A 25,077-nucleotide genomic window follows, 5' to 3' on the forward strand; every position below is an offset into this window, starting at 1 on the left:
CCGGCTCGCTGCCGACTCACTGCCGGCACCGCTGTCGGCCGTCGTGACCCGCCGTCCGGCCGTCGCGCCGTCCGCCCGTCGCGCCCTCCCTCCGCAGCGCCGTCCGCCCGTCGCGCCGTCCGCCCGTAGCGCCCGTCCTAGAGCCAGGTGCTCCGCTCCAGGGCCTCGCGGGTGTGGGGGCCGTACACGCCCTTCGGGTCGCCCTGGATGTACATCCAGGACTGGTAGCTCTTCACCGCGCGCCAGACCTCCTGGTCGTACTCCCCGTCCACGTCCCCGTGGTACGCCCCCGCCAGGGTCAGGCGCGCCTGGAGTTCGACCACCTCCTCGCCCGTCGAGCCGAGGCTCAGCGTGACCGCCGTCTCCTCGGTCGGCCGCGCGGACGGCGTGGCCGACGTCGGCGCCGCGGTCGTCGGAGCCGCGGAGGGGACGGCGGCCGGAGGGGTCGTCGGGCTCGTCGACGGCCTCGGGCTCGCGGTGGTGCGGCTCGGGGAGGGAGTGGAGGACGGGGACGCGGACGTCCGCTGCGGGGTCGGGGAGGACGTGGTCGGCTCAGGGGTCTCCGAGGAAGAGGAAGGGGACGGCGCCTCCGACACGGCGACGTTCAGGGACGCGCTCGTGGTGACCTCCGGTACGGCCGCCCGGTCGCCGGTCTCGTCCGCGCCGCCGAGGACGGCCGCCGCCAGGGCCGCCGTGCCCACCACGGCGACGGCGGCCACCGCCGCGACCACCACGCCGCGCCTGCGGCCCCGGCCCCGCGCATGCTCCTGGTCGTGCGCGGGCGGCACGTCGCCGATGCCGCGCAGTAGCAGCGGCATCGTCTCGGAGGGGTCGCCCGTGGCGCCGGGGTGGCCGTCCTCAGGGTGCGCCCCCGGGTCGGCGGGGTATGTCTCCGGGCCGGCGGGGCGCGCCCCCGGGCTCGCGGGGTATGTCTCCGAACCGGCAGGGTGCGCCCCCGGGCTCGCGGGGTATGTCTCCGGGCCGGCAGGGTGCGCCACCGGCATCGGTGCCGTGAGGTCGCTCCCCGGCCGGATCGCCGCCAGCTGGGTGGTCGGCGGGTCCTCCGTCGAGTGGGCCGGTTCCGTCGACTGCACCGGCTCCGCCGCGTACACCGGCAGATGCGCGGTCGGCTGCCCCTCCGACCCCTCCGGCGAGTCCAGGGTCACGTACGGCCTGATCCGGAGCGGGTCGAAGTCCTCGGCCGCCGCCTCCGCCGCCCGGGCGCAGGCGCAGCCAGGTCTGTGTACACCGCATTCAGGACAGACGTGTCCGGTCATGATGGGTCCCCTCCCCGATACAACTGCGAGCGATTATGCAGCCCGCCCCTGTACGCCGGGCGAACGACCGCGCCCTTCCGCAGGCCATAACGGGACATTCGGACCAGGATGGAGGAGCCGCCCACGGAGACGGAGACCCCATGGCCCAGGACACAAGCCCGTCCCAGCTCGGCGACGCCCCCGCCCCCGCGCCCGGGGAGGGGCAGAGCCACCGCACCGTCCTCGTCGCGATCGGCGCGCTGCTGCTCGGGATGCTGCTCGCCGCCCTCGACCAGACCATCGTCTCCACCGCCCTGCCGACCATCGTCAGCGAGCTCGGCGGCCTGGAGCACCTCTCCTGGGTGGTCACCGCCTACATACTGGCGTCCACGGCAGGGACACCCCTCTGGGGCAAGCTCGGCGACCAGTACGGCCGCAAGAAGCTCTTCCAGGCCGCCATCGTCGTCTTCCTCATCGGCTCCGCCCTCTGCGGCATCGCCCAGAACATGCCGCAGCTCATCGCCTTCCGCGCGATCCAGGGCCTCGGCGGCGGCGGCCTCATGGTCCTGTCGATGGCGATCGTCGGCGACCTCGTCTCGCCACGGGAGCGCGGCAAGTACCAAGGCCTCTTCGGCGCCGTCTTCGGCGCCACCAGCGTCCTCGGCCCGCTGCTCGGCGGGCTCTTCACCGAGCACCTCTCCTGGCGCTGGGTGTTCTACATCAACCTTCCCATCGGCGTCGTCGCGCTCTTCGTGATCGCCGCCGTGCTGCACATCCCGGTGCGCTCCACCCCGCACACGATCGACTACCTCGGCACCTTCCTCATCGCCTCGGTCGCCACCTGCCTGGTCCTGGTGGCCTCCCTCGGCGGCACCACCTGGGCGTGGGGATCGGCGCAGATCATCGGCCTCGCCGTCCTCGGAGCCGTACTCCTCGTCTGGTTCCTGTACGTCGAGCGGCGGGCCGCCGAACCCGTGCTGCCGCTCAAGCTGTTCCGGATCCGGACCTTCAGCCTCGTCGCGGTCATCAGCTTCGTCGTCGGCTTCGCCATGTTCGGCGCGATGACCTATCTGCCGACCTTCCTCCAGGTGGTCCAGGGCGTCACCCCGACCATGTCCGGCGTCCACATGCTGCCCATGGTCCTCGGCATGCTGATCACCTCGACCGCCTCCGGGCAGATCGTCTCGCGCACCGGCCGCTGGAAGGTCTTCCCCCTCGCCGGCACCGCCCTCACCTGCCTCGGCCTGCTCCTCCTCCACCGGCTGACGGAGACCAGCTCGACCTGGTCGATGAGCGTCTGCTTCTTCGTCTTCGGCGCCGGACTCGGCCTCGTCATGCAGGTCCTCGTCCTGGTCGTGCAGAACGCCGTCTCGTACGAGGACCTCGGCGTCGCCACCTCCGGAGCCACCTTCTTCCGCTCCATCGGCGCCTCGTTCGGCGTCGCCGTCTTCGGCACGATCTTCACCAACCGGCTCACCGACGAACTCGCCGACGTGTTCGCGAGCGCGGGGGCGGAACTCCCGCCCGGCACCGGCCCCGGCCAGGTCGCCGCCGATCCGCGCGCCATCAACCAGCTCCCGCCCGCGCTGCGGCCGGCCGTCCTGCACGCGTACGCCACGTCCATCACGGACGTCTTCCTGTACGCGGCACCCGTCGTCCTCGTCGCCTTCGTCACCGCCTGGTTCCTGAAGGAGGACAAGCTGCGCGCCTCCGTCACCGCGCCCGACACCAGCCAGACCCTGGCCTCCAACCCGGTCGAGCGCTCCTCGTACGACGAGTGCGCCCGCGCCCTGTCCGTCCTCGGCTCCAGGGAGGGCCGCAAGGCGATCTACGTGAAGATCACCGAGCGCGCCGGACTCGACCTGCTGCCCGCCGCGAGCTGGCTGCTGCTGCGCATCCGCCGCCACGGGACCGTCGAACCCGCCCGGCTCGCCGAGGCCACCCCCGTACCGCTGCGGGTGATCACGGAAGCGTCCCGGCAGGTGGAGGAGCGGCGGCTCGCGGCCCGGGAAGGCGTCCAGCTGATCCTCACCGAGGACGGCGTACGGGCGGCGACGGTACTGGCCGAGGCCCGGGAGGAGTCGCTCGCCGAGCTCCTCGGCGACTGGTGGGGGCCCGACCGGCCGACCGACCTCGTGCAGCTGGTGGAGGAGCTGACGGCCGAGCTGTGCGGCTCGGACGGGGAGCGACCCGACAGGCCCCAGCCGCCCCGAGACCACCAGCCCTGAACCCCGGAACACGGGGCTCCTTGCCGTACGACCGGCCCTGGACCCCCGGAGCGCGGGGCGGCCCCGAGCCCGGGCTCCGGCCTCGGAGCCCCTTGCCGCACCACCGGGCCCCGGGCCCGGAGCATGGGGCTCAGAGCTCCTTGCCGTACCAGATGTCCATGTACGGTCCGGTGCAGTACGCGGGGATCTCCGCGTACCCGTGCCGCGTGTACAGGGCCCGCGCCTCGACCAGGTCGAGGCGCGTGTTGAGGACCATCCGGCGCGCGCCGAGACCGCGCGCCTCCTCCTCCAGCCTCCGCAGCAGGGCGCCCGCGCCGCCCGCGCCGCGGAAGGCGTGCCGCAGGAAGACCCGGGTCAGCTCGGCGCGTTCGCCGTCCAGCATCAGGACCCCGCCGCAGCCGGCCGGCTTCCCCTCGAACCGCGCGACCAGGAACTGCCCGGTCGGCGGGGTCAGCAGCTCGACCCCGTCGTTCGTCAGGCCCTCGTCCACCTCGGCCTCGGTCGCGGGCCGCTTCCAGTAACGGCTGGCCACGTCGTCGTAGTAGTCGCGCCGGAGGGCGGTCGCGTCCGGGGTGTCGACGCGCTCGGGAGAGAAAGTCCAGGTCATGCGGGCCATTGTGCGACCCGCACGACCGGCCTCGCCGCCGAATTACTTCGGCTTACTTCGGCGACGCCTGCTGGACGACCTCGAACGACCACAGGGTCGATCCGGAGGCGGCGGGCTTGGGCCGCTCGCCGCCCTCGCCACCGCCCTGGTGGGCGGCCTTCATGGAACCGTTCATCCAGTTCTGGAAGTCCTCCTCGCTGCGCCACCGGGTGTACACCAGGTACTGGTCGGTGCCCTCCACCGGGCGCAGCAGCTCGAACCACTCGAACCCGTCGGACCCCTCCACGGCCCCGGCCCGAGAGGCGAAACGCTGCTCCAGCACCTCACGCTGCTCGGCCGGCACGGTCAGGACGTTGATCTTTACCACACTAGGCACATGACACCTCTCAGGAAGCACAGGCCGGGCGCTGCGCCGAGCCTTGATCACGTACGTGCAGTCTCGTACATCCGCCGGTCAAAGCGGCGTGAGGACGACTCGCAGGCATCGCCCGTGGCGCAGCGCGAACGGTGTGCCTCGCTGATCGCGTCGAACGTCGAAGTCGTCCACCGTGCTCCGAATCCTGCGGGACCCGCGCCTTGCGGGGTACGCGATCGAGTGGCAGGGGCGGGTCCCGGCGAGCAAGGACGCCGAGGACCCGGAAGATCTCGAATGGCCGGCACGGTCGGGGTGTCCGCGGCGGGGGTGACCTGGTTCGCCTGCCACACAGAGCCCGCCTGGCCCAAACGGCGAGGCAGCGCCATCAAAAGGCGTGTCATCCCGGTTCGAGTCGGGGCGGGCACGAGTTACGTGTAGGAACGCGGTGGTCCGCTCCGGGCTGCCATGGCCAACGCAATGATCCAGCCGAGCACTGTCCATCCGAGAAAGACGTTGACCACTATGACCGACCCTCGGTTCGGGACGCTTCGCACGATCGCGACGACTGTCGGTACGAAGTACAGCAGCGCGACAACAAGCACCATCGGCACAAGCACGCTGTAACTCATAAGTCCCCCGGACTGAAAGTTGGTTGACACCCTCTCTATCTCGCTCGCTGCGGCCTGTCCAGACCGTGTAGCCCGACGGGAAGGGCACCGCCCAGTTCCGATCCGAGGGTGGGCAACAGCTCGACACCAAGCACCAGGGGGCGGACATGCGCTGTACCGACTGCCCCGAGGCTCCGACCCACCGGGGACGCGGCGAAGCCCATCACAGGGCCTACGGAGCCCGCCCGAGTGTGCGACCCGCAGACGGCTGCAAGCCCTCGGTGGCGAGGACACCGACGACAACGTGTGGACTCTTTTGGTCATCCCGTTCGCGCAAGGGGTCGAGGGCGTCGAGGCGGCGGCCGTGACCCAGGTGACCATGACCCGCGGCGCGGTCCCACCCCGCCACGAGGTGGTGGAGCGGGTCGCGTTCGACCGGCCGTTCGGGGTCGTGGTGCTCGACGGGGCGGGGGAGCTGCCGTTCTTCATCGGCTGGCGGTCCAGTGCCCCTGAGTAGGAGGAGCCGCCGGGGCTATCCGAGGACGCGGGCCAGGAGCAGGCCGTCGTAGCCCTTCGTGCCGACCGTCTGGAGGGCCGTCGCGTCGAGGCGGGGTTCGCCGGCGATCAGGTCGAACATCTCGCGCGTGCCCGTGATGGCCGGGTCGTCCGGGTCCGGGGTGGCGACCCTGCCGTTCCGCACCACGTTGTCGACGATGATCACCGTGCCCGGGCGTGAGAGCTTCAGCGCCCAGGCCACGTAGTGCGGGTTGTTGACCTTGTCGGCGTCGATGAAGACGAGGTCGAAGGGGCCCGCTCCCTCCGCTTCGAGCTGCGGCAGGGTGTCCAGGGCCGCGCCCGTCCGGACCTCGACGATCTTGTCGAGGCCGGCGCGGGCGATGTTGGCGCGGGCGACGTCCGCGTGGGCCGGGTCGTACTCCAGGGTGATCAGCCGGCCGTCGGCGGGCAGTGCGCGGGCCAGCCAGATCGTGCTGTAGCCGCCGAGGGTGCCGATCTCCAGGACGTTCCGCGCGCCCTGCATCGCGGCGAGCAGATGGAGCAGCTTGCCCTGGTTGGGGGCGACGGCGATCTCCGGGAGGCCCGCCGCCGTGGAGTCGGCGAGCGCGGCCGTGAGCGCCTCGTCGGCAGGGGCGATCGTCTCGGTGATGTACCGGTCGACCGCGGTCCACCGGTTTTCCTGAGGGTTCGTCATGCGGGCGAACGTACACCTGCGGTCTTGCCGGAGCGGCGCCTTTTCCCCCGTACGGCGAGCAGCGCCGCGAGCAGCAGGCCGCCGCCCACCGTCAGGAGCCAGACGGGGATGCCGCCGCCCACGGTCAGCAGCCGGTCGGTGTACTCGACTTCCCGGTACGGCGTGTCGGCGACGGTCCGCAGGTGGTGGTCGTCGTCGATCCGCTCGGGGTGCGGGAAGCGCTGTTCCAGGACCGTCAGACGGACGGGCGCGTCCCCCGTCAGGGCCGCCACCGCTCCCTCGGGGCGCTCGATCCGGCCCGCGAACGTCACCTCGGGGCGGTCGCCGCCGATGGGGGAGCGGGGCTCCATCCGGTGCTCGGCGAGGACGTAGAGCCCGAGGGTCTGGGGCGTACGGGCGAGACGGGAGAGCCGCATGGGGTAGACGAGTTCGGGGGAGGCGAAGGCGATCCGCAGCGGGGTCAGTTCGCCGTAGAGGGTCGCGCCCTTCTCCTGCGGGGCCAGGCGGACGGCGACGTACTCCCACTTCCGCTCGACGTACGGCCGGAGCGCGTCGGTGAGCCGCTCGGGCAGCTCGAAGCCGTTGGCGCGCAGCCAGTCGCCGAGGGCCTCGGGGTCGGTGGCGGTGAGCCGGGCCACGTCGAAGGGGCCGAGGCGTTCGCGCCCGACGACACCGACGCCGGAGCCCGCGCCGGGCGGGGCGGCGGCGGCTCCGTCGCCGTAGTCGCCGTCGAAGGGCCAGTCGCCCTCGCGCGGCCAGAAGTAGTAGCGGTCGCGCTGCTCGGGCTCGGTGAGCCGGTCGAGTTCGTCGAAGAGCGCGGGGTCGCCGAGGCGGACGTCGGCGCGGCCCGGCACCGGCATGATCCAGGCCGCCCGCCGGGCGTTCCCGTGGACGTCGAAGCGCATGACGACGGTCTCGGTGCGCCCGTCCCAGCGGACGGCCGACTCCTCCCGGTCGACGCCGATGCGCTCGGCCTTGTCCGGGATCATGGCGCCGCAGCCGCAGGCGTACGCCGGTGCGACGAGCGAGCCGAGCTGGAGCGCGAGCAGCGCGACGACGGTGGTCAGGATTCTGCTGTGTGTCCCCCGCATGGGAGCTCAGACGCATCCGGGGAAGATCCGGTTCCGCCCGCAGGGGTTGCCACGGGGGGCCTCCCGTAGGGGTTGCCACGGGGGGCCTCCCGCAGGGGTTGCCGCAGGGGTCGTCCCGCAGGGTCATGCGGCGCGGACGCGGAGTTCCTTCACGCCGTTCAGCCAGGCGGCCCGCAGTCGGCGCGGTTCGCCGACGAGGGTGAGGTCGGGCAGGGCGTCGGCGATCGCGTGGAAGATCAGCTCGATCTCCTTGATCGCGAGGGACTTGCCGAGGCAGAAGTGGGGTCCTCCGCCGCCGAAGCCGAGGTGGGGGTTGGGGTCGCGGGTGATGTCGAAGCGTTCGGGGTCGGTGAAGACCTCGGGGTCGTTGTTGGCGGAGGAGTAGAAGAGGCCGACCCGGTCGCCCTCGCGGATCTTCTGTCCGCCGAGTTCGGTGTCCTGGGTCGCGGTCCGCTGGAAGGAGACGACGGGGGTCGCCCAGCGCACGATCTCCTCGGCGGCGGTCGTGGGTCGCTCGCGCTTGAAGAGCTCCCACTGGTCGGGGTGGGTGAGGAAGGCGTGCATGCCGTGGCTGATGGCGTTGCGGGTGGTCTCGTTCCCGGCGACGGCGAGCAGCAGCACGAAGAAGCCGAACTCGTCGGAGGAGAGGTTGCCCTGGCCCTCGGCCGCGACGAGCTGCGACACGATGTCCTGGGCGGGGCACTCCTTGCGGGCGGCGGCCATGTTCATCGAGTAGCCGATGAGTTCCATGGCGGCCTCGGCGCCGATCTCCTCGGTGATGGCGTACTCGGGGTCGTCGTACGCGACCATCTTGTTCGACCAGTCGAAGATCCGGGAACGGTCCTCCTGGGGGACGCCGATGAGTTCGGCGATGGCCTGGAGGGGGAGTTCGACGGCGACCCGGGTGACGAAGTCGAAGGTGCCGTCGGCGTCCGCGCCGTGCTTCGCCCCGTCGACGATGGCGTGCGCGCGGTCGCGCAGCGCGGTCTCCAGGTTCCGGATCGCGCGGGGGGTGAAACCGCGCTGGACGATCTGGCGGACCCGGGTGTGCTCGGGCGGGTCCATGTTGAGCATGATCAGCTTCTGGACCTCGATCTGGTCCCGGGTGATGTGCTCGTTGAAGCGGATGACGGCGGTGTTCTCGTTCGAGGAGAACAGCTCGGGGTGGGTGGAGACGTACTTGACGTCCGCGTGGCGCGTGACCGCCCAGTACCCGCCGTCCGCGAAGCCGGTGACGCCGGCCGGCTGGGGGCACCACCACACGGGCGCGGTCTGCCGCAGCCGGGCGAACTCCGGGAAGGGGACGCGGTCGCGGAGCAGATCGGGGTCGGTGGCGTCGAACCCGTCGGGAAGCCCCTGGGGGAGGTGCCCTTCCGGGAGTCGTCCTTCGGGGAGATGGGGGCAGGCCATCGGCAACACTCTCCATATCTGATGGACCATCAGAAGTTGCCGGGAAAGTTAGTAACGAGTTCTACAAGTAGCAAGGGGCGGAGCGGGAACTGTTGCGTCCCGGACCCTTGCGTACCGGCGGTAGCAGTCATAAGACTGCAATCAGAACTAGAACGCGTACTAGTTCCCCGTGACGCCGACCGACCGGGGTGCCGGGACACCCCGTCCGGTCGAGGAGAGGACGAGCCCATGGCCGCGGAACCCGTCATCGTCGAAGCCGTACGCACCCCCATCGGCAAGCGCGGAGGCGCGCTCGCCAACCTCCACCCCGCCTACCTCCTGGGCGAGACCTACCGCGAACTCCTCGGCCGCACCGGCATCCACGCCGACTGCGTCGAACAGATCGTCGGCGGTACGGTCACCCACGCCGGCGAGCAGTCCATGAACCCGGCGCGCACCGCCTGGCTCACCATGGGCCTGCCCTACGAGACGGCCGCCACCACCGTCGACTGCCAGTGCGGCTCCTCGCAGCAGGCCAGCCACATGGTCGCCAACATGGTCGCGGCCGGCGTCATCGACATCGGGATCTCCTGCGGCGTCGAGGCCATGTCCCGCGTCCCGCTCGGCTCCGGTTCCAAGCACGGCCCGGGCAAACCGTTCCCCGACGAGTGGAACGTCGACCTGCCCAACCAGTTCGAGGCCGCCGAGCGCATCGCCCGCCGCCGCGGACTCACCCGCGAGCGCGTCGACTCCCTCGGCCTGCTCTCCCAGGAGCGGGCCGCCACCGCCTGGGCCGAGGAACGCTTCAAGCGCGAGACCTTCGCCGTCCAGGTCCCCACCACGGAAGCCGAACAGGCCGCCGGGCAGGGCATGTGGCGGCTCGTCGACCGCGACGAGGGCCTGCGCGACACCACCATGGAGGGCCTGGCCCGCCTCAAGCCCGTCATGCCCACCGCGATCCACACCGCCGGGAACTCCTCGCAGATCTCCGACGGCGCCTCCGCCGTCATGTGGGCCTCCAAGCGCATGGCCCGCGCCCTCAAGCTCCGCCCGCGCGCCCGGATCGTCGCCCAGGCCCTCGTCGGCGCCGACCCGCACTACCACCTCGACGGGCCCGTCGACGCGACCCGGGCCGTCCTCGGCAAGGCCGGGATGAGCCTGAAGGACATCGACCTCGTCGAGATCAACGAGGCCTTCGCCTCGGTCGTGCTGAGCTGGGCGCAGGTGTTCGACCAGGACCTGGAGAAGGTGAACGTCAACGGCGGCGCCATCGCCCTCGGCCACCCCGTCGGCGCCACCGGCGCCCGGCTCATCGCCACCGCCCTGCACGAGCTGGAACGCACCGACAAGGAGTTCGCGCTCATCACCATGTGCGCGGGCGGGGCGCTCGCGACCGGGACGATCATCCAGCGGCTCTGAGGGGGGCGCCGCCGGGGTGGGGCGGCCGGCGGCCCCATGGCCGGGGCCCTCTCCGTGGAAACGCCGCAGGCCCCGCCCCTCCGTGAGGAGGGCGGGGCCTTGCGGATGCGCGGTGCGGCAGGTGCGCGCGGTGGTTCTTAGTACCAGCCGTTGGCCTGCCAGAACGCCCAGGCGGCGTTCGGGGAGCCGTAGCGCTCATTCATGTAGTTCAGGCCCCACTTGATCTGGGTGGCCGGGTTCGTCTTCCAGTCGGAGCCGGCCGAGGCCATCTTCGAGGCCGGCAGGGCCTGGACCAGGCCGTAGGCGCCACTGGACGAGTTGGTCGCGGTGTGGTTCCAGTGCGACTCGTGCTCGACGATCTTGCTGAACGAGGCGTACTGCGAGGCGGGGACGATGTGACGAGCGAGCTCCTGCGGGCTGTCGGCCGAGGCCGAGCCCGTCGTGCCCAGCACCGCACCCGACGCACCCAGCAGCACGGCTGCGGAGACGGCGATCTTCTTGTTGCGGGCAGAGACACGAGTGGTGAGCGAGCGGATCAAGGTATCGACCTAACGTCGGGAACAAGGGCCGCGCCAGGCGTTTTCGGCAAGCCGGAACCAGAGCCCGGGGGGCCCGGGGACTGGGGGGAACCGGCCGTCCGTGGCGCTGCGATGAGCACCGGCTGCCTGGCGACGTCCACCAGAGAAGCAGGGCCGGAACCCCGATGCAACGACCCCCTGTACGAGGAAGGATCGGACCCGGAGGACCTCCGGAGGCAGGTGGGCGCGTCGCGTTTCCGCAGGTCATGGACTGATGTGGGGTGGTTTGGGTGGGTCTGCCGGTCTACTATTCCGGCTCGTACGTGACGTAGGTCCTGTGGGGCGCCTCACCCGGGGAGGGCTCTTCCGGCGCCTCGAATGTGACCTGGGCCTCGAAGTTCGCCCGCCGCGTGGCCCGCCGCAGCGCCCTCAGGAGCGCGCCACCGACCGCGAGGGTCAGGACGACGGTGAGAGCGGCCCGGCCGAGGTCCCAGCCGAGGGAGGTGGCGAGGACGTAGGCGAGGAAGCGGACCAGGTTCTCGTGGAGCGGGGCGCCCGGCTCGAAGGAGATCCCGCTGCTCAGGCCCTGGAGCAGGACCCAGCCCTGCAGATTCATGACCGTGCCGTACGCGAACGCCGCCACGAACCCGTACGCGGACAGCATCAGCAGCTCGGCCCGGCCCCGCAGCCCGTCCGGGCCCGGCAGCAGCCCCGCGCCCATCGTGAACCAGCCCATCGACAGCATCTGGAACGGCATCCAGGGGCCCACCCCACCCGTGAGCAGCGCCGACGCGAACATCGTCACCGCCCCCAGGACGAAGCCGAAGCCCGGCCCGAGGACCCGGCCGCTCAGCACCATCAGGAAGAACATCGGCTCCAGACCGGCCGTCCCCGCCCCCAGGGGCCGCAGTGCCGCGCCGACGGCGGCCAGCACGCCCAGCATCGCCACCGCCTTCGCGTCCATCCCGCAGTCCGCGATCGTCGCCACCACCACCGCGACCAGCAGCGGCAACAGCGCCGCGAACAGCCACGGCGCGTCCCCGGCGTGCGAGGTCACGGCGGAACCGGCGTCCGCGAAGAGAGGCCAACAGAAGGCGAGGACCCCCACGAGGGAGACGAGAACCAGCGCCGCGACGGAGCGGGGGCCCAGACGGACCGGGCGGGTCGTCCTCACAGCGCCGCCTCCACCTGCTCGACCGTGAGCCACGGCTGCGGCGCCAGGATCTTCGCCACCTGCGGCGAGAACGCCGGCGAGGACACCACGACCTCGGCCGTCGGGCCGTCCGCGACCACCTCGCCGTCCGCGACGATCACCACCCGGTGCGCCAGCTCCGCGGCCAGCTCCACATCGTGCGTGGCCAGCACGATCGCGTGCCCCTCCGCCGCGAGCTTCCGCAGATGGGCCACCAGGCGGGCCTTGGCCGCGTAGTCCAGGCCGCGCGTCGGCTCGTCGAGCAGGAGCAGCGGCGGGCGGCCGGTCAGGACCACGGCCAGCGCGAGCGCGAGCCGCTGGCCCTCGGACAGGTCGCGGGGGTGCGTGTCGTCCGCCACCCCCGGCAGCAGCTCCTCCACCAGCGCCCGGCAGGTCCCGGGCGTCGCGCCCGCGTCCGCGTCGGCCGCCGCGCACTCGCCGGCGACCGTGTCCGCGTACAGCAGGTCCCGCGGCTCCTGCGGAACCAGGCCGACCTGGCGGATCAGGTCGCGGGGGTCGGTGGCGTGCGGGGCGCGCCCGGCGACCCGGACGCTGCCGCGCGTCGGCTCGATCATGCCGACGAGCGTGGAGAGCAGGGTGGATTTGCCGGCGCCGTTGCGGCCCATGAGCGCGATGGTCTCGCCGGGGGTGACGGTCAGGTCGATCCGGCGGAGGGCTTCGACGCGGCCGCGGCGGACGGCGAGGCCTTCGACGAGGACCAGGGGGGTGGTGGGGGCGGGGCCGGTGGGGTGGGTGCGGCGCCGCTTGAAGGGGTTGATTCCCCCGCCCCTCCCCCTACGCCTGGCGGCGTGGGGGGACCCCCACTTCCCGTCACCGGGACTCCGCCCCGGACCCCGGTTCTCAAGCGCCGGACGGGCTGAAAGATCCGGCCCCGCCGGCGTTCGAGGCGCGGGGGGCTGGGGGAGAAGCCCCGCAGGGTCCCGCCCCTCCAACCTCGCCTTCAGTTCTCCCGCCCGTCGCCTCGCGTCCCGCACCGTCAGCGGCAGCGGGTCCCAGCCCGCCAGGCGGCCCAGGGACACCACCGGCGGGTGCACCGGGGAGATCGCCATCATCTCGGCCGGGGGGCCCATCACGGCCTCCGGCAGGAGGAGGACCTGGTCCGCGTACTGGACGACGCGCTCCAGGCGGTGCTCGGCGAGGAGGACCGTCGTGCCCAGGTCGTGGACGAGGCGCTGGAGGACCGCGAGGACGTCCTCCGCCGCCGAGGGATCGAGCGCGGAGGTCGGTTCGTCGAGGACGAGGACCTTGGGGTGCGGGGTCAGGACGGAGCCGATCGCGACCCGCTGGCGCTGGCCGCCGGAGAGCGTGGCGATCGGGCGGTCGCGCAGTGCGGCGAGGCCCAGGAGGTCGAGGGTCTCCTCGACGCGGCGCCGCATGACGCCGGGCGCGAGCCCCAGGGACTCCATGCCGTAGGCGAGCTCGTCCTCGACCGTGTCGGTGACGAAGTGCGCGGACGGGTCCTGCCCCACCGTGCCCACCAGGTCGGCGAGCTCGCGCGGCGGATGCGTGCGGGTGTCGCGGCCGTCGACCGTCACCCGCCCGGTCAGGGTGCCGCCCGTGAAGTGGGGGACGAGGCCCGAGACCGCGCCGAGGAGGGTCGATTTGCCCACGCCGGACGGGCCCACGAGGAGGACCAGCTCGCCCTCGGGAACGGTGAGGTCCACGTTCCGCAAGGTCGGCTCGGCGTCCTCCTCGTACCTCACCGAGACGTTCTCGAAGCGGATCACGCGATCTCCTTGGGTTTCGGCGCCACGAACGCCGGGATCAGGCCCACCAGGACCGACACCGCCGGCCACAGCGGCAGCTCCGGCGCCTCCAGGGGGACGACCCCGGGGTGCAGCGCCTCGGGGGCGTAGGCGTTCGCCCGGATCATCAGGACGGCGACCGCCGCCCCGGAGCCCGCGACCAGCCAGGCCCGCGCGCCCCAGCGATCGGGCCGGTAGCGCGTACGGACGGTCCGGCGGCCGCCGAGCCGGAGCCCGGCCGTCGCGGCGAGGAGCCCGGCGCCGAGCAGCGGCAGCCCGTACCCCGCGCCCTCCGCCGCGAGCAGCCCGTACGAGCCGGCGCACACGCCGAGGAGCCCGCCCAGGGTCAGGACGTTCGTGGTGCGCCGCACCGCCGGCGGGACCTGCGCCGTCCGCCCGTACCCGCGCGCGTCCATCGACGCGGCGACCGCGATCGACCGCTCGAGCGCGCCCTCCAGGACCGGCAGGCCGATCTGGAGCACCGCCCGCACCCCGCCCGTGGGCCGGCCCCGCAGCCGACGGGCGGTCCGCAGCCGGGCCACGTCGGCGACCATGTTCGGCGCGAAGGTCATCGCCACGACGACGGCGACCCCGGCCTCGTACAGCGCCCCCGGCAGCGACTTCAGCAGCCGCGCCGGGTTGGCGAGCGCGTTCGCGGCGCCCACGCAGATCAGCAGGGTCGCCAGCTTGGCGCCGTCGTACAGCGCGAACACCAGCTGCTCGGCCGTCACCCGGCCCCCGATCCGTACCCCCTGGGCCCAGTCGGGCAGCGGCACCTCGGGCAGCGTGAACAGCGCGTGCGTACCGGGGACGGGCGAGCCGAGCAGCAGCGAGAACACCACCCGCAGGGCCACGACGAACAGGCCGAGCTTCACGAACGCGCCGTACGAACGGGCCCAGGGCGCGTCCGTGCGCCGGGCCGCGACGACGTACCCGGCGACCCCGACGAGCAGCCCGAGCAGCAGCGGGTTCGTGGTCCGGGAGGCGGCGACGGCCAGGCCGAGCGCCCACAGCCACCACGCGCCCGCGTGCAGGGCGTTGGCGCGGCTCGCCTCGGGGGCCGTGAGCACGGAGGCCGTGGACACCCGGAGGCCACGGAGGACGCTACGGGCCGCACTCATGCGCGCCGGCGGGCCTTCCAGATCGCCGCCCCGCCGAGGGCCAGGACGGCCGCCCCGCCGACGAGCACACCGAAGGACGGGCCGCCGCCCGAACCCTCCGAAGCCGCCGGAGCGGCGGACGCCGGGGTCTTCCCCGTGACCTGCTCGCCGCAGCCGTGCGCCGGGTAGCCCGCGATCCCGCACAGCATGGCCGAGCTGTCGTACCGCAGCGGCTTCGCCACCGCGGCCAGCGCCTCCGCGCCCGTCGCGTCCTCGCGGACCTCCGCGCAGCCGACCTTGATCAGCTTCTTCGGCGGGGCCTCCCCGGGCGGCGCGTCCGCGGGGCCGCCGAAGTCGACGACGACCGCGATCCGCTTGGTGCCGTCCTTCTTCTCCACGTCCCCGCAGATCCCCGGGAAGTCGGGGGCGACGGAGGGCAGGGAGGTGTCGTCCGTGCCGTTGCTGATCGCGAAGCGGAAGCCGAGGGCGTCGCCGTCGGCGGGCCGGGCGGTCGCCGGGCCCTGCGTGGCGTACGTCCACGGCTTCCCGCCGTCGCTCTCCCAGAACGACCAGTAGCGGTAACCGGCCGCCTGCGCCGGGGCCGCCGCGACCGCGGTCAGGACGAGCAGCGCCCCGGCCACGGCGCCCGCGACCTTCATCCCGGCGATCTTGATTCCCGCGATCCGCGTCCTCGCGATCCGCGTTCCCGCGATCCGCGCCCCCGTGACCTTCGCTCCGGAGACCCTCGCTCCGGCGGTCACTTCTTGCGGCCGCTCACGAGGAAGCCGACGCCGACGCCGACGAGCGTGCCGATGCCGATGATCCACCAGACGTCGAAGCCGGACCCGGCCTCGTCACTGGTGGAGGAGGCGGAGGTGTCCGGCGTCTTGGGCGCCGGACCGGTGGCGTTGAGCTGCTCGACCAGGTCCGCCGTGCCGAACTCGCGCGGGTCGGTGTCCGTCGCGCGGGCCGCCAGGATCAGCTGCGCGTAGGCGGCCGGGCCGCCTTCCTTCGCCCAGGCGGCGGAGTTCTTCTCCAGCCACGCCAGGGCCGGCTCGGTCTCCTTGGCGGCGCCGGCGGCGGCGAGCGCGACGACGGCGTCGGCGGTGTTGCCGATGTCGGGCTGCTCGGTGGTGTCGGTGGCGCCCGGCATCGGCGGCAGGGTGAGGTGGCCGGTCTTCGCGAGCGCCTTCGACAGGTAGGAGGCGCCGTTCAGCGCGGCCCGCTCGACGGTCGGCTTCGACAGGTCGGTGCAGGTCGGCGGCTGCTCGGGGGAGGCCTTGGTGGCGACGACGCTCTTGCCGAGCCCGGCGAGGGTGGCCGCCGCGGTGGCGTCGGCGTTGGCGAGGAGCTTGCCGGTCTTGTCCGGCTGGTACGCGAACGCCCCGGCGCCCTCCTTGTCCGAGCAGGGCAGGGCGAAGGTGAGGAGCGCGTCGTACGGGGTGCGGCCCTCGGCGGAGGTGAACGAAACGGGCCGCACGCCGATCGCGGCGAGCGCGCCGACGACGACCGAGGTGGAGTTGGCGTCGCTCGCGCCGCCGACGCCGTAGCCCCAGCCGCCGTCCTTGTTCTGCACGCTCCGCAGCCAGTCGGAGCCGGCCTTGACGGCCTTGTCGATCGCCTCCGGGGCGGCGGCCTGACCGCGCACGGCGCGGAGCGCCTGGACGGCGACGGCGGTGGCGTTGGTGTCCCGCATCGTCTTCGCGTCGCAGGGCTGCGACACGTCCGCGCGGTACGAGGCGAACGAGCCGTCGGCGCACTGCTGGCCCAGGAGCCAGTCCACGGCCCGGTCGGCGGGCTGGTAGCCGGTGCCGCGCTGGGCGAGGAAGGCGAGCGACTGACGCCAGACACCGTCGTACGTCGGGTCCTTCGTGCCGTACAGGCCGGACGGGAGCGTGCCCGTGGACGGCGACGGCGACGGCGCGGCGGAGGCCGCCCCGGCTGCTGCGGTACCGAGCACGACTGCGGCGGCGGCGAGCGCGGCGGCGCCGCGGCGGACGGTGTTCATGGGGCCCTCTCCTGCGGCCGGGCACCGGCACGCCTCGGGGGCACCAGGCTCCGGCTCCGTATTCCTCGACGGTGCCGGCGGTCACGTCCCGGGCGGGGCATTCCGACTCGCCGCCCCGGTCGGGGCGGCTCACGGCTGCGGGGTCAGCGCCGGATTCCCACCGGCTTCCCCCCGTACGGGCATGATGACGACGGGCCCACTCTACCGGCCCGTACGCCCGCCGCCCCGGGGGTGCGGGGCGCCTCACACCGGGGCGGTAACGGGTCCGCCGACCTGCTCCCGGGGAACTGATCACTGTGCCATGCTGGCGCCGCCACGACGGCATGACGACGGTGTCTTCACGGGGGTGCGGAATGCGGGCGTTGACCGAGAGCGACCCGCGGAGGATCGGTTCGTACCGGCTCCTCTACCGGCTGGGCGAGGGCGGCATGGGCCGCGTCTACCTGGGTCGCTCGCGGGGCGGCCGGACGGTCGCGCTCAAGGTGGTGCACGGCGCGCTCGCCGGCGACCCGGGCTTCCGGACGCGCTTCGCCCGCGAGGTGCGGGCCGCCCGGTCGTTACGCGGAGCCGGTACGGTCCCGGTCCTCGACGCCGACCCGGACGCGGAGGTGCCCTGGCTGGCCACCGCGTACGTGCCGGGTCCCGCGCTCTCCGAGGCGGTCCTGGCGCACGGACCGCTCCCCGCACCGGCCCTCTGGCGGCTGCTCTCCGGCCTCGCGCACGCCCTCGACGGCGTGCACCGGGCGGGCCTCGTGCACCGGGACGTCAAACCGTCCAACGTGCTCCTCTCGTCGTCCGGCCCGCTCCTCATCGACTTCGGCATCGCACGCTCCGCCGACGAGACGGCCCTGACGGGGACGGGCCTGGTCGTCGGCTCGCCCGGCTTCATGTCGCCGGAGCAGGCGGAGGGACGGACGGTCGGGCCCGCGGCGGACCTCTTCTCGCTCGGCGCGGTGCTGGCCTTCGCGGCGACCGGGCGCGGGCCCTTCGGCGGCGGCTCGGTGGCGGAGCTGCTGTACCGGCTCGTCCACCACGAGCCCGACCTCGCCGGGGTCGAGGGGCCGTTCGGGGAGCTCGTACGGGGCTGCCTGGCCAAACGGCCGGAGGACCGGCCGCCGGTGGCCGAGCTCGCCGAGGCCGCGGACGCCCACCGGGAGGAGTCGGGGAGCTGGCTGCCGGCCCCCGTGGTCGCGGCGATCGCGCAGAAGGCGGAGGAACTGCTCAACGCGGAGACGGAGTTCGAGCCGGAGCCGGAGCCCCGGCCGGTCGCGGCGGAGACCGCCGCCGGGGCGGGGCCTGCCGCCGTCACCGTCGCCCTGCCGCCCACCGCGCCGCCCCGGACGGCCGTCCTGCCCGCGCAGGAGCCCACGGAGAGGCCCGCGCAGGAGCCCACGGAGAGGCCCGCCCAGGAGCCCGCCCCGCGACCGACCGCCCGGCCGTCCGTGCCCGCGCCCGCCCGGCCCTCCGCCGCACCCCACAGCCGCGCCGCCGCCCGGGGGCCGGCCGCCGAGTCGAGGGCCCGCGCCCGCTCGACGGGGGTGCCGACCGCGCGGGAGCGCGCCGTACGGGCGCTGACCACGGGTCTCGGGAAGCCCCTGTTCGGGTTGTTCTACCTGGTGCCGATGGTGGCCTTCCTCGTGGGCGGGGTCGACCTCCTGAGCCGGGCGGAGGCGTACCCCTCGCTCTCCGACCAGGCGCAAGGTCCCTACCAGTGGGCGATGAACGACTGGTGGCGCCTCCCCGCCACACTGCTCCTGATCGCCGCGATGGTGAGCCTCCACGGCTACCGGGGGCGGCTGCTCACGGTCCGGCCGGGCCGGGTCCGGCTGTGGTCGGCCGGGGTCGCCGTTTATTGGGTCGCGCTGATCGCCGTACTGACCCTGCACCTCCTCTGGTTCCTGTTCGTCCACAACGGCTTCGACTCCTACGAGCACGGCGGGCAGCACTGGCTGTGGTGGGTGGCGATCCCGGTGATGGTGCTCGGCGGCGGTGTCTCCCCGCTGGTCCTGGTCATGTCCCTCGTCCGCCTGTTCAAGGCCTGAGGCAGGCCCTCACACCGCGACGTACGTGACCGGGTCCGTGCCCGCCACCGGCTCCGCCCGCCCGAGCTTCACCAGGCGGCGGACGTGGGCCTCCGCCTCGCTGACGGCGATGTTCCGGGAGCCGTACGGGATCTGCTCCCAGGGGCGGTTCCACTCCATGCGCTCGGCGAGCTGCCAGGGCGTGAGCGGGGTGGCGAGGAGGGCGAGGAGGCCGGTGAGGCGCTCCTCGTGGTGGTCGAGGAGTTCACGGACGCGGCCGGCGGCGTCGGCGAAGGCGTACTGGTGGGCGGGCAGGACCTCGGCGACGCCGAGGCGGCCGATCCGTTCGAGGGAGTCCAGGTAGTCGCCCAGGGGGTCGGTCTCGGTGGCCTCGTCGGGGTCCTCGTACAGGCCGATGTGCGGGGAGATCCCGGGCAGCAGGTGGTCGCCGGAGAAGAGCCGGCCGTGGCCGGGCAGCCGGGAGGGGTGCTCCTCCTCCAGGTGCAGGCAGACGTGCCCGGGGGTGTGGCCGGGCGTCCAGATCGCGCGCAGCCGCCGTCCGGCCAGGTCGAGGAGCTCGCCGGGGACGATCTCGCGGTCGGGGAGGGCCGAGCGGAGGCCGGGCAGGGTCCGCATCCGGCCGGCGGCGCGGGCGGCCCGCAGCGGTGCGATGTGGTCCTCGGGGGCGCCGACGGTGGCGAGTTTGCGGGCGAGGTAGTCGAACCAGGTGCCGGGCTCGGACGCGCGGGTGCGGCGGACGACGGCCGTGTCGGCGGCGTGCATGGCGATCCAGGCGCCGGACTCCTCGCGGACCCGGCCGGAGAGGCCGTGGTGGTCGGGGTGGTGGTGGGTGATGACGACGCCGTGGATCTCCCGGACCGACAGCCCCAGGGCGGTGAGCCCGCCGGTGAGTTCGTCCCAGGAAGCGGGATCGTCCCACCCCGTGTCGACGAGGACCGGGCCGCGGTCGGTGTCGAGGACGTGGACGAGGGTGTGGCCCAGCGGATTGTCCGGGATGGGCACCCGCAGGGACCAGACGCCACCGCCGTGCTCGGTCACCTGGGTCATGAGCGTCCTCGTCTCTGCGTACCGGTCGGCCGTCACCCGTCACCAACTGAAACTGACTGATCGTCAGAATAGCTTGTGGTGCGGAGACTTCCACCTGTCGGTGACCTGCGTTCCGGTCGTCGGGGTCGGTCGTCGCCACCGGCCGGCTCCGGTCGCCTCGGCCGGGGAACCGGCTGCGATGCGCGGGAGCGGGACGCCGGCGGCGCCGAGCGGTCCCCGTCGCGCGACGGGGCCGGCCCCACGGGGGGATCGGCACCACCGACTCCTCGTACAACCGTTGCCGCGTCTCGTATGTCTGTCTTGTTGTCGTTCGTGCGAACGCTCGTGACGACCGGTCCATCGAGGGGACGACACGTCTCCTTCTCCGACTGAAGAAACGGACGTCAGTGCACTCTCACCGCCACCGCACCACCGGCCGCGGACTCGCCGCCGCGACCCTCGCCCTCACCACCGTCACCGGCGCCCTGGTCGCCGCCCCGGCGTTCGCCGCCCCGGCGACGGGCATCCTCGCCGCGGAGGCCGGCACCGGGACGCAGCAGCAGGCCGTCGTGGACCTTCCGGTCGACACGAACGTCCTCGGCAGCGGCCCGTCGGGCTTCCTCTGGGCGGATCAGGGGCACTACAACTGGACGCGGTACGCGGACGGCTCCGTGACCACGCTGCCCGCGGGCGCCGAGGGAACCGCGTTCTACGCGGGCGGCGTCGGGTCGGACGTCGTCGTCGGGATGAACCCCCGCGTCACGGGGCACGTCTACACTCTGTACGACATGGGCTCCAAGGACGCCGCCCCCGTCGTGATCGACGCGAGCAACCTGGGCTCGGACAGCTATTTCACGCGCCTGGTCGGCTCCACCGTCGTCGTGAGCGGCGCCGGCGCCTTCCACCTCCTCAGCGACCAGGACGGCCGGACCGTCGACCGGACGGTGCAGGGGCTGCCCGCGATGCGCTCGGTCGATGTCGACGTGAGCACGCCGGACACCCTGATCCTCCGCTACCAGCCGACCGCGGACGCGAGCGTCTGGCGCGCGGCGCTGGTGGACGTCGCCTCCGCCACGGTCGTGGAGGACCGGGCCCTGACCGGGGCAGGCTCCTACGCCCACCAGATCGCCACCGCCGCGTCCGCCACGCACGTCGCCTGGACCGAGGGCACGAACACCGGCGACGCGGTCCTGCGGGTCGCGCGGCGCGGGCAGGAGGACTCCGAGCGCATCCCGCTCGGGCGGGGCAACCTGCCCGGACTGAGCGTCCCGCTCACCGTGGAATTCCTGGGTGACTGGGTCACGTACGGCCTCACCGACGGCCGGTACGCCACCTCGCCCAACCCGCTCCACGCGCTGACGGCCCGCTCGCTGAAGGACGGCCGGACGGTCGAGCTCCTCGACCTCGTCTACGACGTCCGCACCGACGGGGACGGGGCGATCCTGGTGAAGGGCGGCACGGTCGAGCAGGGCGAGGGGCTCTACCGGATCACCGCCGGCCCCGAGGGCGACCCGGTCGTCACGCTCGTGGCGCCCACCGGCCGTTCGGTCGTCCTGAAGCTGACCGGCCAGAGCGTCCCCACCGTCGTCGACTTCGGCAAGACGCCCCGCCCCCGACTGGGCTGGCAGTTCGCCCCCGCCGTCAATGCCTCGGTGGAGGTCGTGCTGACCCACACGGCCTCGGGGAAGAGGTCGACCCTCAAGGACACCTATCTGAGCCCGGACGGACGCGCCGACCTGTCCTGGGACGGCCGGTTCGGCGACGCCACCTCCGTCCAGCACGGCTCGTACACGTGGCGGATGACGGCCCGGACCGGATACGGCCTCGGCCCCGTCTACGAGCGGAGCGGCACCCTCACCGTGGGCGGCCCGCACATCCCGCACAGCTTCTCCAACGGCATCGACCCCGACCTGCTCGTCAAGACGAGCGGTGGCAACCTGATCGCCTACGACACCGACCAGGTCCTGAGGTACGACCTTCACGACGAGGTGCCTCCGGCGGAGCCGGAGCAGAAGTGGTCCACGGCCGGATGGGGCGTGTACGACCGGCTCGTCACGCCCGGCAGCATCGCCGGCGCGCCGAACGCGGACCTGCTGGGCCGTGACCGGTACGGCGTCCTGTGGCAGCACCTGGGCACCGGCGACCCCGACAAGCCCTTCGCCCCCCGCACCCGCGTGGGCGCGGGCTGGCAGACGTACCGGCTGATCACCGGGGGCTCCGACCTCACCGGTGACGGCCGCCCCGACCTGGTCGGCGTCGACACGACCGGCGTCGCGTGGCTCCACAAGGGCACCGGCGACTGGGCCAAGCCCTTCGCGGGCCGGGTGAAGATCGGCGGGGGCTGGGGCGCCTACAACCTCGTCACCGCCACCGGCAACCTGGCCGGCGGGCCCGCCGGCGACCTCGTCGCCCGGGACAAGGACGGCGTCCTCTGGCTCCACCTCGGCAAGGGCGACGGCACCTTCGCGCCGCGCACCCGCATCGGCGGCGGCTGGAACCAGTACGGCGAGATCACCGCCGTCGGAGACGCCCAGTACGACGCGAACCGCGACGGCCGCCCGGACCTCGTCGCGAGGAGCCGGCGGGACGGCCACTACGAGCTCAAGCTCTACCACGGCACGGGCCAGTGGGCGACGCCGCTCAAGGAGGACCCGCTCCACTGGCAGCCCTCGTACATGCCCGAGGGCTCGGTCCAGTACTGACGCGGAGGGCGGACCCCGGGAACCGGGGCTCGACGACGGCCCCCACCAACGGTAAAGCCGCTGGTGGGGGCCGGTTCGGTTTCAAGTATGGCTAAGTATAACTAGAACTGGTATCAGTTCTGAAGCATCGTCAGGAACATCGTCGGGAACGTCGTCAGGAACTCAGGGGCAATCCCTTCTCCTCGGGAGGCAGCGGTCATGACCGAGCTTGTGGAGCACGGAAAGCTGTTCATCGGCGGGGAGTTGGCGGACCCGCTCGGCGACGGGACGATCGAGGTGATCTCCCCGCACACCGAGCAGGTCATCGGCCGGGTCCCGCACGCCTCCGAGGCCGACGTCGACCGGGCCGTCGCCGTCGCCCGCCGGGCCTTCGACGAAGGGCCCTGGCCGCGGATGACGGTCGAGGAGCGGATCGCCGTCGTCACCCGCGTCAAGGACGCGATCGCCGTCCGGTACGAGGAGATCGGCCGCTCCATCAGCGCGCAGAACGGCTCCCCGTACTCCTGGTCCGTCCTCGCCCAGGCGCTCGGCGCGATGATGGTCTGGGACGCGGCGATCACCGTCGCCCGGGACTTCCCCTACGAGGAGCGGCGCGCCGGCGTCCTCGGGCCGCTGCTCGTGCGGCGCGAGCCGGTCGGCGTCGTCGCGGCCGTCGTCCCGTGGAACGTGCCGCAGTTCACCGCCGCCGCCAAGCTGGGCCCCGCACTGCTCGCCGGCTGCACGGTGGTCCTCAAGCCCTCACCGGAGTCGCCCCTCGACTCGTACATCCTCGGCGAGATCGCGGCCGAGGCCGGGCTCCCGGAGGGGGTCCTGTCGATCCTGCCCGCCGACCGCGAGGTCAGCGAGTACCTCGTCGGCCACCCCGGCGTCGACAAGGTCTCCTTCACCGGCTCGGTCGCCGCCGGCAAGCGGGTCATGGAGGTCGCCTCCCGCAACCTCACCCGCGTCACCCTCGAACTGGGCGGCAAGTCGGCCGCCGTGATCCTGCCGGACGCCGACCTGGAGACCGCCGTCGCGGGGATCGTCCCGGCCGCCTGGATGAACAACGGGCAGGCGTGCGTGGCCCAGACCCGCATCCTCGCCCCCCGCTCGCGGTACGAGGAGATCGCCGAGGCCTTCGCGGCCGCCGCCGGTGCGCTCGTCGTGGGCGACCCGCTCGACCCGGCGACCCAGGTCGGCCCGCTCGTCGCCCGGCGCCAGCAGCAGCGCTCCCTCGACTACATCGGGATCGGCCAGGCGGAGGGCGCGAAGCTGCTCACCGGCGGCGGCCGCCCGGACGGCCTCGGCCGCGGCTGGTACGTCGAGCCGACCCTCTTCGGCGACGTCGACAACTCCATGCGGATCGCCCGCGAGGAGATCTTCGGCCCGGTCGTCTGCCTCCTGCCGTACGGGGACGAGGCCGAGGCCCTGCGGATCGCGAACGACTCCGACTTCGGGCTGTCCGGCAGCGTCTGGACGGGGGACGTGGAACACGGCATCGACTTCGGCCGCCGGGTCCGCACCGGCACCTTCAACGTCAACACCTTCAGCCTCGACATGCTCGGCCCCTTCGGCGGCTACAAGAACTCGGGCCTGGGGCGGGAGTTCGGCCCCGAGGGCTTCGGCGAGTACCTGGAGCACAAGATGATCCACCTGCCGGCCGGATACGGGGACGCGTGATGGGCGACCGCTGGCACGTCGAGGTCGACCGGAGCGTCTGCATCGGCTCCGGCATGTGCGTCAACCACGCCCCGGCCGGCTTCCGTCTCGACACGGCCCGCCAGTCCCATCCGGTGGAACCGGAGGCGGACGCGGGCGAACGCCTCCTCGCGGCGGCGGAGGGCTGCCCCGTGGAGGCGATCCTGATCACCCTGGCGGACGGAGGAGAGCCGGTCTTCCCACCGGAGGAGTGACGCGCCCGCCGTGGCACACTGCCCCTCGATCACGGGGCCTCCACTCCCGTGACCTGGGAGGGGACGACCGTGTACGGAAGGAAGCGGGCCGCCGGCGCGGTCCTGGCCGTCGGGCTCGGAGTCGCGGGCTGCGGCGCGGGGGACACGGGGACGGGGGCCTCGGCCCCCGTCCCGCCGCGACCGGCGGGCACCGGGCCGCTCGCGAAGGAGGTCGTGCGGGCGGACTTCGACGGCTCGGTGGCGGACGCGGGCGTACCGCCGAACGCCCCGGAGTACGGCGAGACGCACCGCGACGCGGCGGCGGGCTCGCGGCTGTCGTGCACCGTCGCCTTCAAGGGCTTCGGCACGGAGGACACTCCGGTGGACCTCCCCCGATACCGGGCGCTGGTGGGCGAGTTGCGCGAGCGCGGCTGGAGGAAGGCCGGGGACGGGCGCGGCCAGGAGGTGGCCGAGGACGGAACGGTCCACGTCGCCCAGGAGGTCTTCGAGCAGCGCGGCTGGACCCTCGTGTCGGAGCACCGGCCCTGGGGGGACGACGGCGTGATCACCCTGCTGGCCTTCGACGACGCCTGCATGAAGAAGGCCGGCGGCGGTGCCGGACCGGAGTAGCCGTTTCCACGTGCAAAACTAGGCCCTTGGTCACGGGGGCAACGGGCCTTCGTGCGCGC

General features: G+C 73.2%; 22 protein-coding genes and 1 riboswitch. Of the genes, 8 read left to right on the forward strand and 14 right to left on the reverse strand.

Going from position 1 to position 25,077, the window contains the following annotated elements; translation table 11 throughout:
- Positions 1–137: 137 nt before the first annotated feature.
- Complete coding sequence (locus BLW86_RS26285) at positions 138–1,277, reverse strand: peptidoglycan-binding domain-containing protein (protein WP_093876321.1); 1,140 nt, start codon at positions 1,275–1,277, stop codon at positions 138–140.
- Positions 1,278–1,417: 140 nt separating this feature from the next.
- Here BLW86_RS26285 and BLW86_RS26290 point away from each other — a divergent pair, with 140 nt between their 5' ends.
- Entirely contained in the window at positions 1,418–3,484 is a 2,067-nt protein-coding gene (locus BLW86_RS26290; protein WP_093876322.1) for an MDR family MFS transporter, read from the forward strand.
- A gap of 130 nt (positions 3,485–3,614) precedes the next feature.
- On the opposite strand, the gene BLW86_RS26295 is transcribed toward BLW86_RS26290, so the two are convergent.
- The 3 genes from BLW86_RS26295 to BLW86_RS44085 form a co-directional block, all read right to left on the reverse strand.
- Entirely contained in the window at positions 3,615–4,100 is a 486-nt protein-coding gene (locus tag BLW86_RS26295; protein ID WP_093876323.1) for a GNAT family N-acetyltransferase, read from the reverse strand.
- A gap of 43 nt (positions 4,101–4,143) precedes the next feature.
- A complete protein-coding gene (locus tag BLW86_RS26300) occupies positions 4,144–4,467 on the reverse strand; it encodes an antibiotic biosynthesis monooxygenase family protein (protein WP_093876324.1) in 324 nt (107 codons plus the stop codon).
- Positions 4,468–4,874: 407 nt separating this feature from the next.
- The gene (locus BLW86_RS44085; protein WP_371129593.1) at positions 4,875–5,435 is read right to left on the reverse strand and encodes a superinfection immunity protein; all 561 of its coding nucleotides are present in this window, start codon (positions 5,433–5,435) and stop codon (positions 4,875–4,877) included.
- On the opposite strand from BLW86_RS44085, the gene BLW86_RS26310 reads away from it, so the two are divergent.
- A complete protein-coding gene (locus tag BLW86_RS26310; RefSeq protein ID WP_093876326.1) occupies positions 5,359–5,571 on the forward strand; it encodes a hypothetical protein in 213 nt (70 codons plus the stop codon). The two genes, BLW86_RS44085 and BLW86_RS26310, sit on opposite strands and share 77 nt — an antisense overlap.
- 15 nt (positions 5,572–5,586) lie before the next feature.
- Here BLW86_RS26310 and BLW86_RS26315 read toward each other — a convergent pair whose 3' ends face one another.
- From BLW86_RS26315 to BLW86_RS26325, 3 genes are all read right to left on the reverse strand, one after another.
- Positions 5,587–6,264 carry an O-methyltransferase gene (locus BLW86_RS26315; protein ID WP_093876327.1) on the reverse strand — a complete coding sequence of 226 codons (678 nt, stop codon included), beginning with the start codon at positions 6,262–6,264 and terminating at the stop codon, positions 5,587–5,589.
- Positions 6,261–7,355 carry a DUF2330 domain-containing protein gene (locus tag BLW86_RS26320; RefSeq protein WP_093876328.1) on the reverse strand — a complete coding sequence of 365 codons (1,095 nt, stop codon included), beginning with the start codon at positions 7,353–7,355 and terminating at the stop codon, positions 6,261–6,263. The genes BLW86_RS26315 and BLW86_RS26320 overlap by 4 nt, the downstream gene beginning before the upstream one ends.
- 123 nt (positions 7,356–7,478) lie before the next feature.
- A complete protein-coding gene (locus BLW86_RS26325) occupies positions 7,479–8,765 on the reverse strand; it encodes a cytochrome P450 (RefSeq protein ID WP_093876329.1) in 1,287 nt (428 codons plus the stop codon).
- A gap of 228 nt (positions 8,766–8,993) precedes the next feature.
- On the opposite strand from BLW86_RS26325, the gene BLW86_RS26330 reads away from it, so the two are divergent.
- Positions 8,994–10,163: a steroid 3-ketoacyl-CoA thiolase gene (locus BLW86_RS26330; RefSeq protein ID WP_093876330.1), complete on the forward strand. Its 1,170-nt coding sequence runs from the start codon at positions 8,994–8,996 to the stop codon at positions 10,161–10,163.
- A gap of 137 nt (positions 10,164–10,300) precedes the next feature.
- Here the strand turns inward: BLW86_RS26330 and BLW86_RS26335 are convergent, their stop codons facing one another.
- The 6 genes from BLW86_RS26335 to BLW86_RS26360 form a co-directional block, all read right to left on the reverse strand.
- Positions 10,301–10,702 carry an aggregation-promoting factor C-terminal-like domain-containing protein gene (locus BLW86_RS26335; protein WP_093876331.1) on the reverse strand — a complete coding sequence of 134 codons (402 nt, stop codon included), beginning with the start codon at positions 10,700–10,702 and terminating at the stop codon, positions 10,301–10,303.
- Positions 10,703–10,988: 286 nt separating this feature from the next.
- Positions 10,989–11,855, reverse strand: coding sequence for an ECF transporter S component (locus BLW86_RS26340; protein WP_093876332.1), 867 nt, complete (start codon positions 11,853–11,855; stop codon positions 10,989–10,991).
- Positions 11,852–13,621, reverse strand: coding sequence for an ABC transporter ATP-binding protein (locus BLW86_RS26345; protein ID WP_093876333.1), 1,770 nt, complete (start codon positions 13,619–13,621; stop codon positions 11,852–11,854). Before BLW86_RS26345 ends, BLW86_RS26340 begins: the two co-directional genes overlap by 4 nt.
- A complete protein-coding gene (locus BLW86_RS26350; protein WP_093876334.1) occupies positions 13,618–14,760 on the reverse strand; it encodes an energy-coupling factor transporter transmembrane component T family protein in 1,143 nt (380 codons plus the stop codon). The genes BLW86_RS26345 and BLW86_RS26350 overlap by 4 nt, the downstream gene beginning before the upstream one ends.
- Entirely contained in the window at positions 14,757–15,398 is a 642-nt protein-coding gene (locus BLW86_RS26355; RefSeq protein WP_093878877.1) for an SCO2322 family protein, read from the reverse strand. Before BLW86_RS26355 ends, BLW86_RS26350 begins: the two co-directional genes overlap by 4 nt.
- Before the next feature lie 98 nt (positions 15,399–15,496).
- Entirely contained in the window at positions 15,497–16,747 is a 1,251-nt protein-coding gene (locus tag BLW86_RS26360) for a prenyltransferase/squalene oxidase repeat-containing protein (protein ID WP_093876335.1), read from the reverse strand.
- Between the two features lie 95 nt (positions 16,748–16,842).
- Positions 16,843–16,918: riboswitch (cobalamin riboswitch) on the reverse strand.
- A 191-nt stretch (positions 16,919–17,109) separates the two neighbouring features.
- Between BLW86_RS26360 and BLW86_RS42605 the strand changes: the two genes are divergently transcribed.
- Positions 17,110–18,789, forward strand: coding sequence for a serine/threonine protein kinase (locus BLW86_RS42605; protein ID WP_371129595.1), 1,680 nt, complete (start codon positions 17,110–17,112; stop codon positions 18,787–18,789).
- Between the two features lie 9 nt (positions 18,790–18,798).
- Here the strand turns inward: BLW86_RS42605 and BLW86_RS26370 are convergent, their stop codons facing one another.
- On the reverse strand, positions 18,799–19,836 hold the full coding sequence (locus BLW86_RS26370; RefSeq protein ID WP_093876337.1) for an MBL fold metallo-hydrolase: 1,038 nt from the start codon (positions 19,834–19,836) through the stop codon (positions 18,799–18,801).
- Positions 19,837–20,222: 386 nt separating this feature from the next.
- On the opposite strand from BLW86_RS26370, the gene BLW86_RS26375 reads away from it, so the two are divergent.
- From BLW86_RS26375 to BLW86_RS26390, 4 genes are all read left to right on the forward strand, one after another.
- Positions 20,223–22,517: a hypothetical protein gene (locus tag BLW86_RS26375; RefSeq protein ID WP_093876338.1), complete on the forward strand. Its 2,295-nt coding sequence runs from the start codon at positions 20,223–20,225 to the stop codon at positions 22,515–22,517.
- Positions 22,518–22,715: 198 nt separating this feature from the next.
- Positions 22,716–24,176, forward strand: coding sequence for an aldehyde dehydrogenase (locus BLW86_RS26380; RefSeq protein WP_093876339.1), 1,461 nt, complete (start codon positions 22,716–22,718; stop codon positions 24,174–24,176).
- Positions 24,176–24,409, forward strand: coding sequence for a ferredoxin (locus BLW86_RS26385; RefSeq protein WP_093876340.1), 234 nt, complete (start codon positions 24,176–24,178; stop codon positions 24,407–24,409). Before BLW86_RS26380 ends, BLW86_RS26385 begins: the two co-directional genes overlap by 1 nt.
- 69 nt (positions 24,410–24,478) lie before the next feature.
- Positions 24,479–25,018: a hypothetical protein gene (locus BLW86_RS26390; protein WP_143060279.1), complete on the forward strand. Its 540-nt coding sequence runs from the start codon at positions 24,479–24,481 to the stop codon at positions 25,016–25,018.
- Positions 25,019–25,077 lie beyond the last annotated feature (59 nt).

This window comes from Streptomyces sp. TLI_105 (assembly GCF_900105415.1).
Taxonomy (GTDB): Bacteria; Actinomycetota; Actinomycetes; order Streptomycetales; family Streptomycetaceae; genus Streptomyces.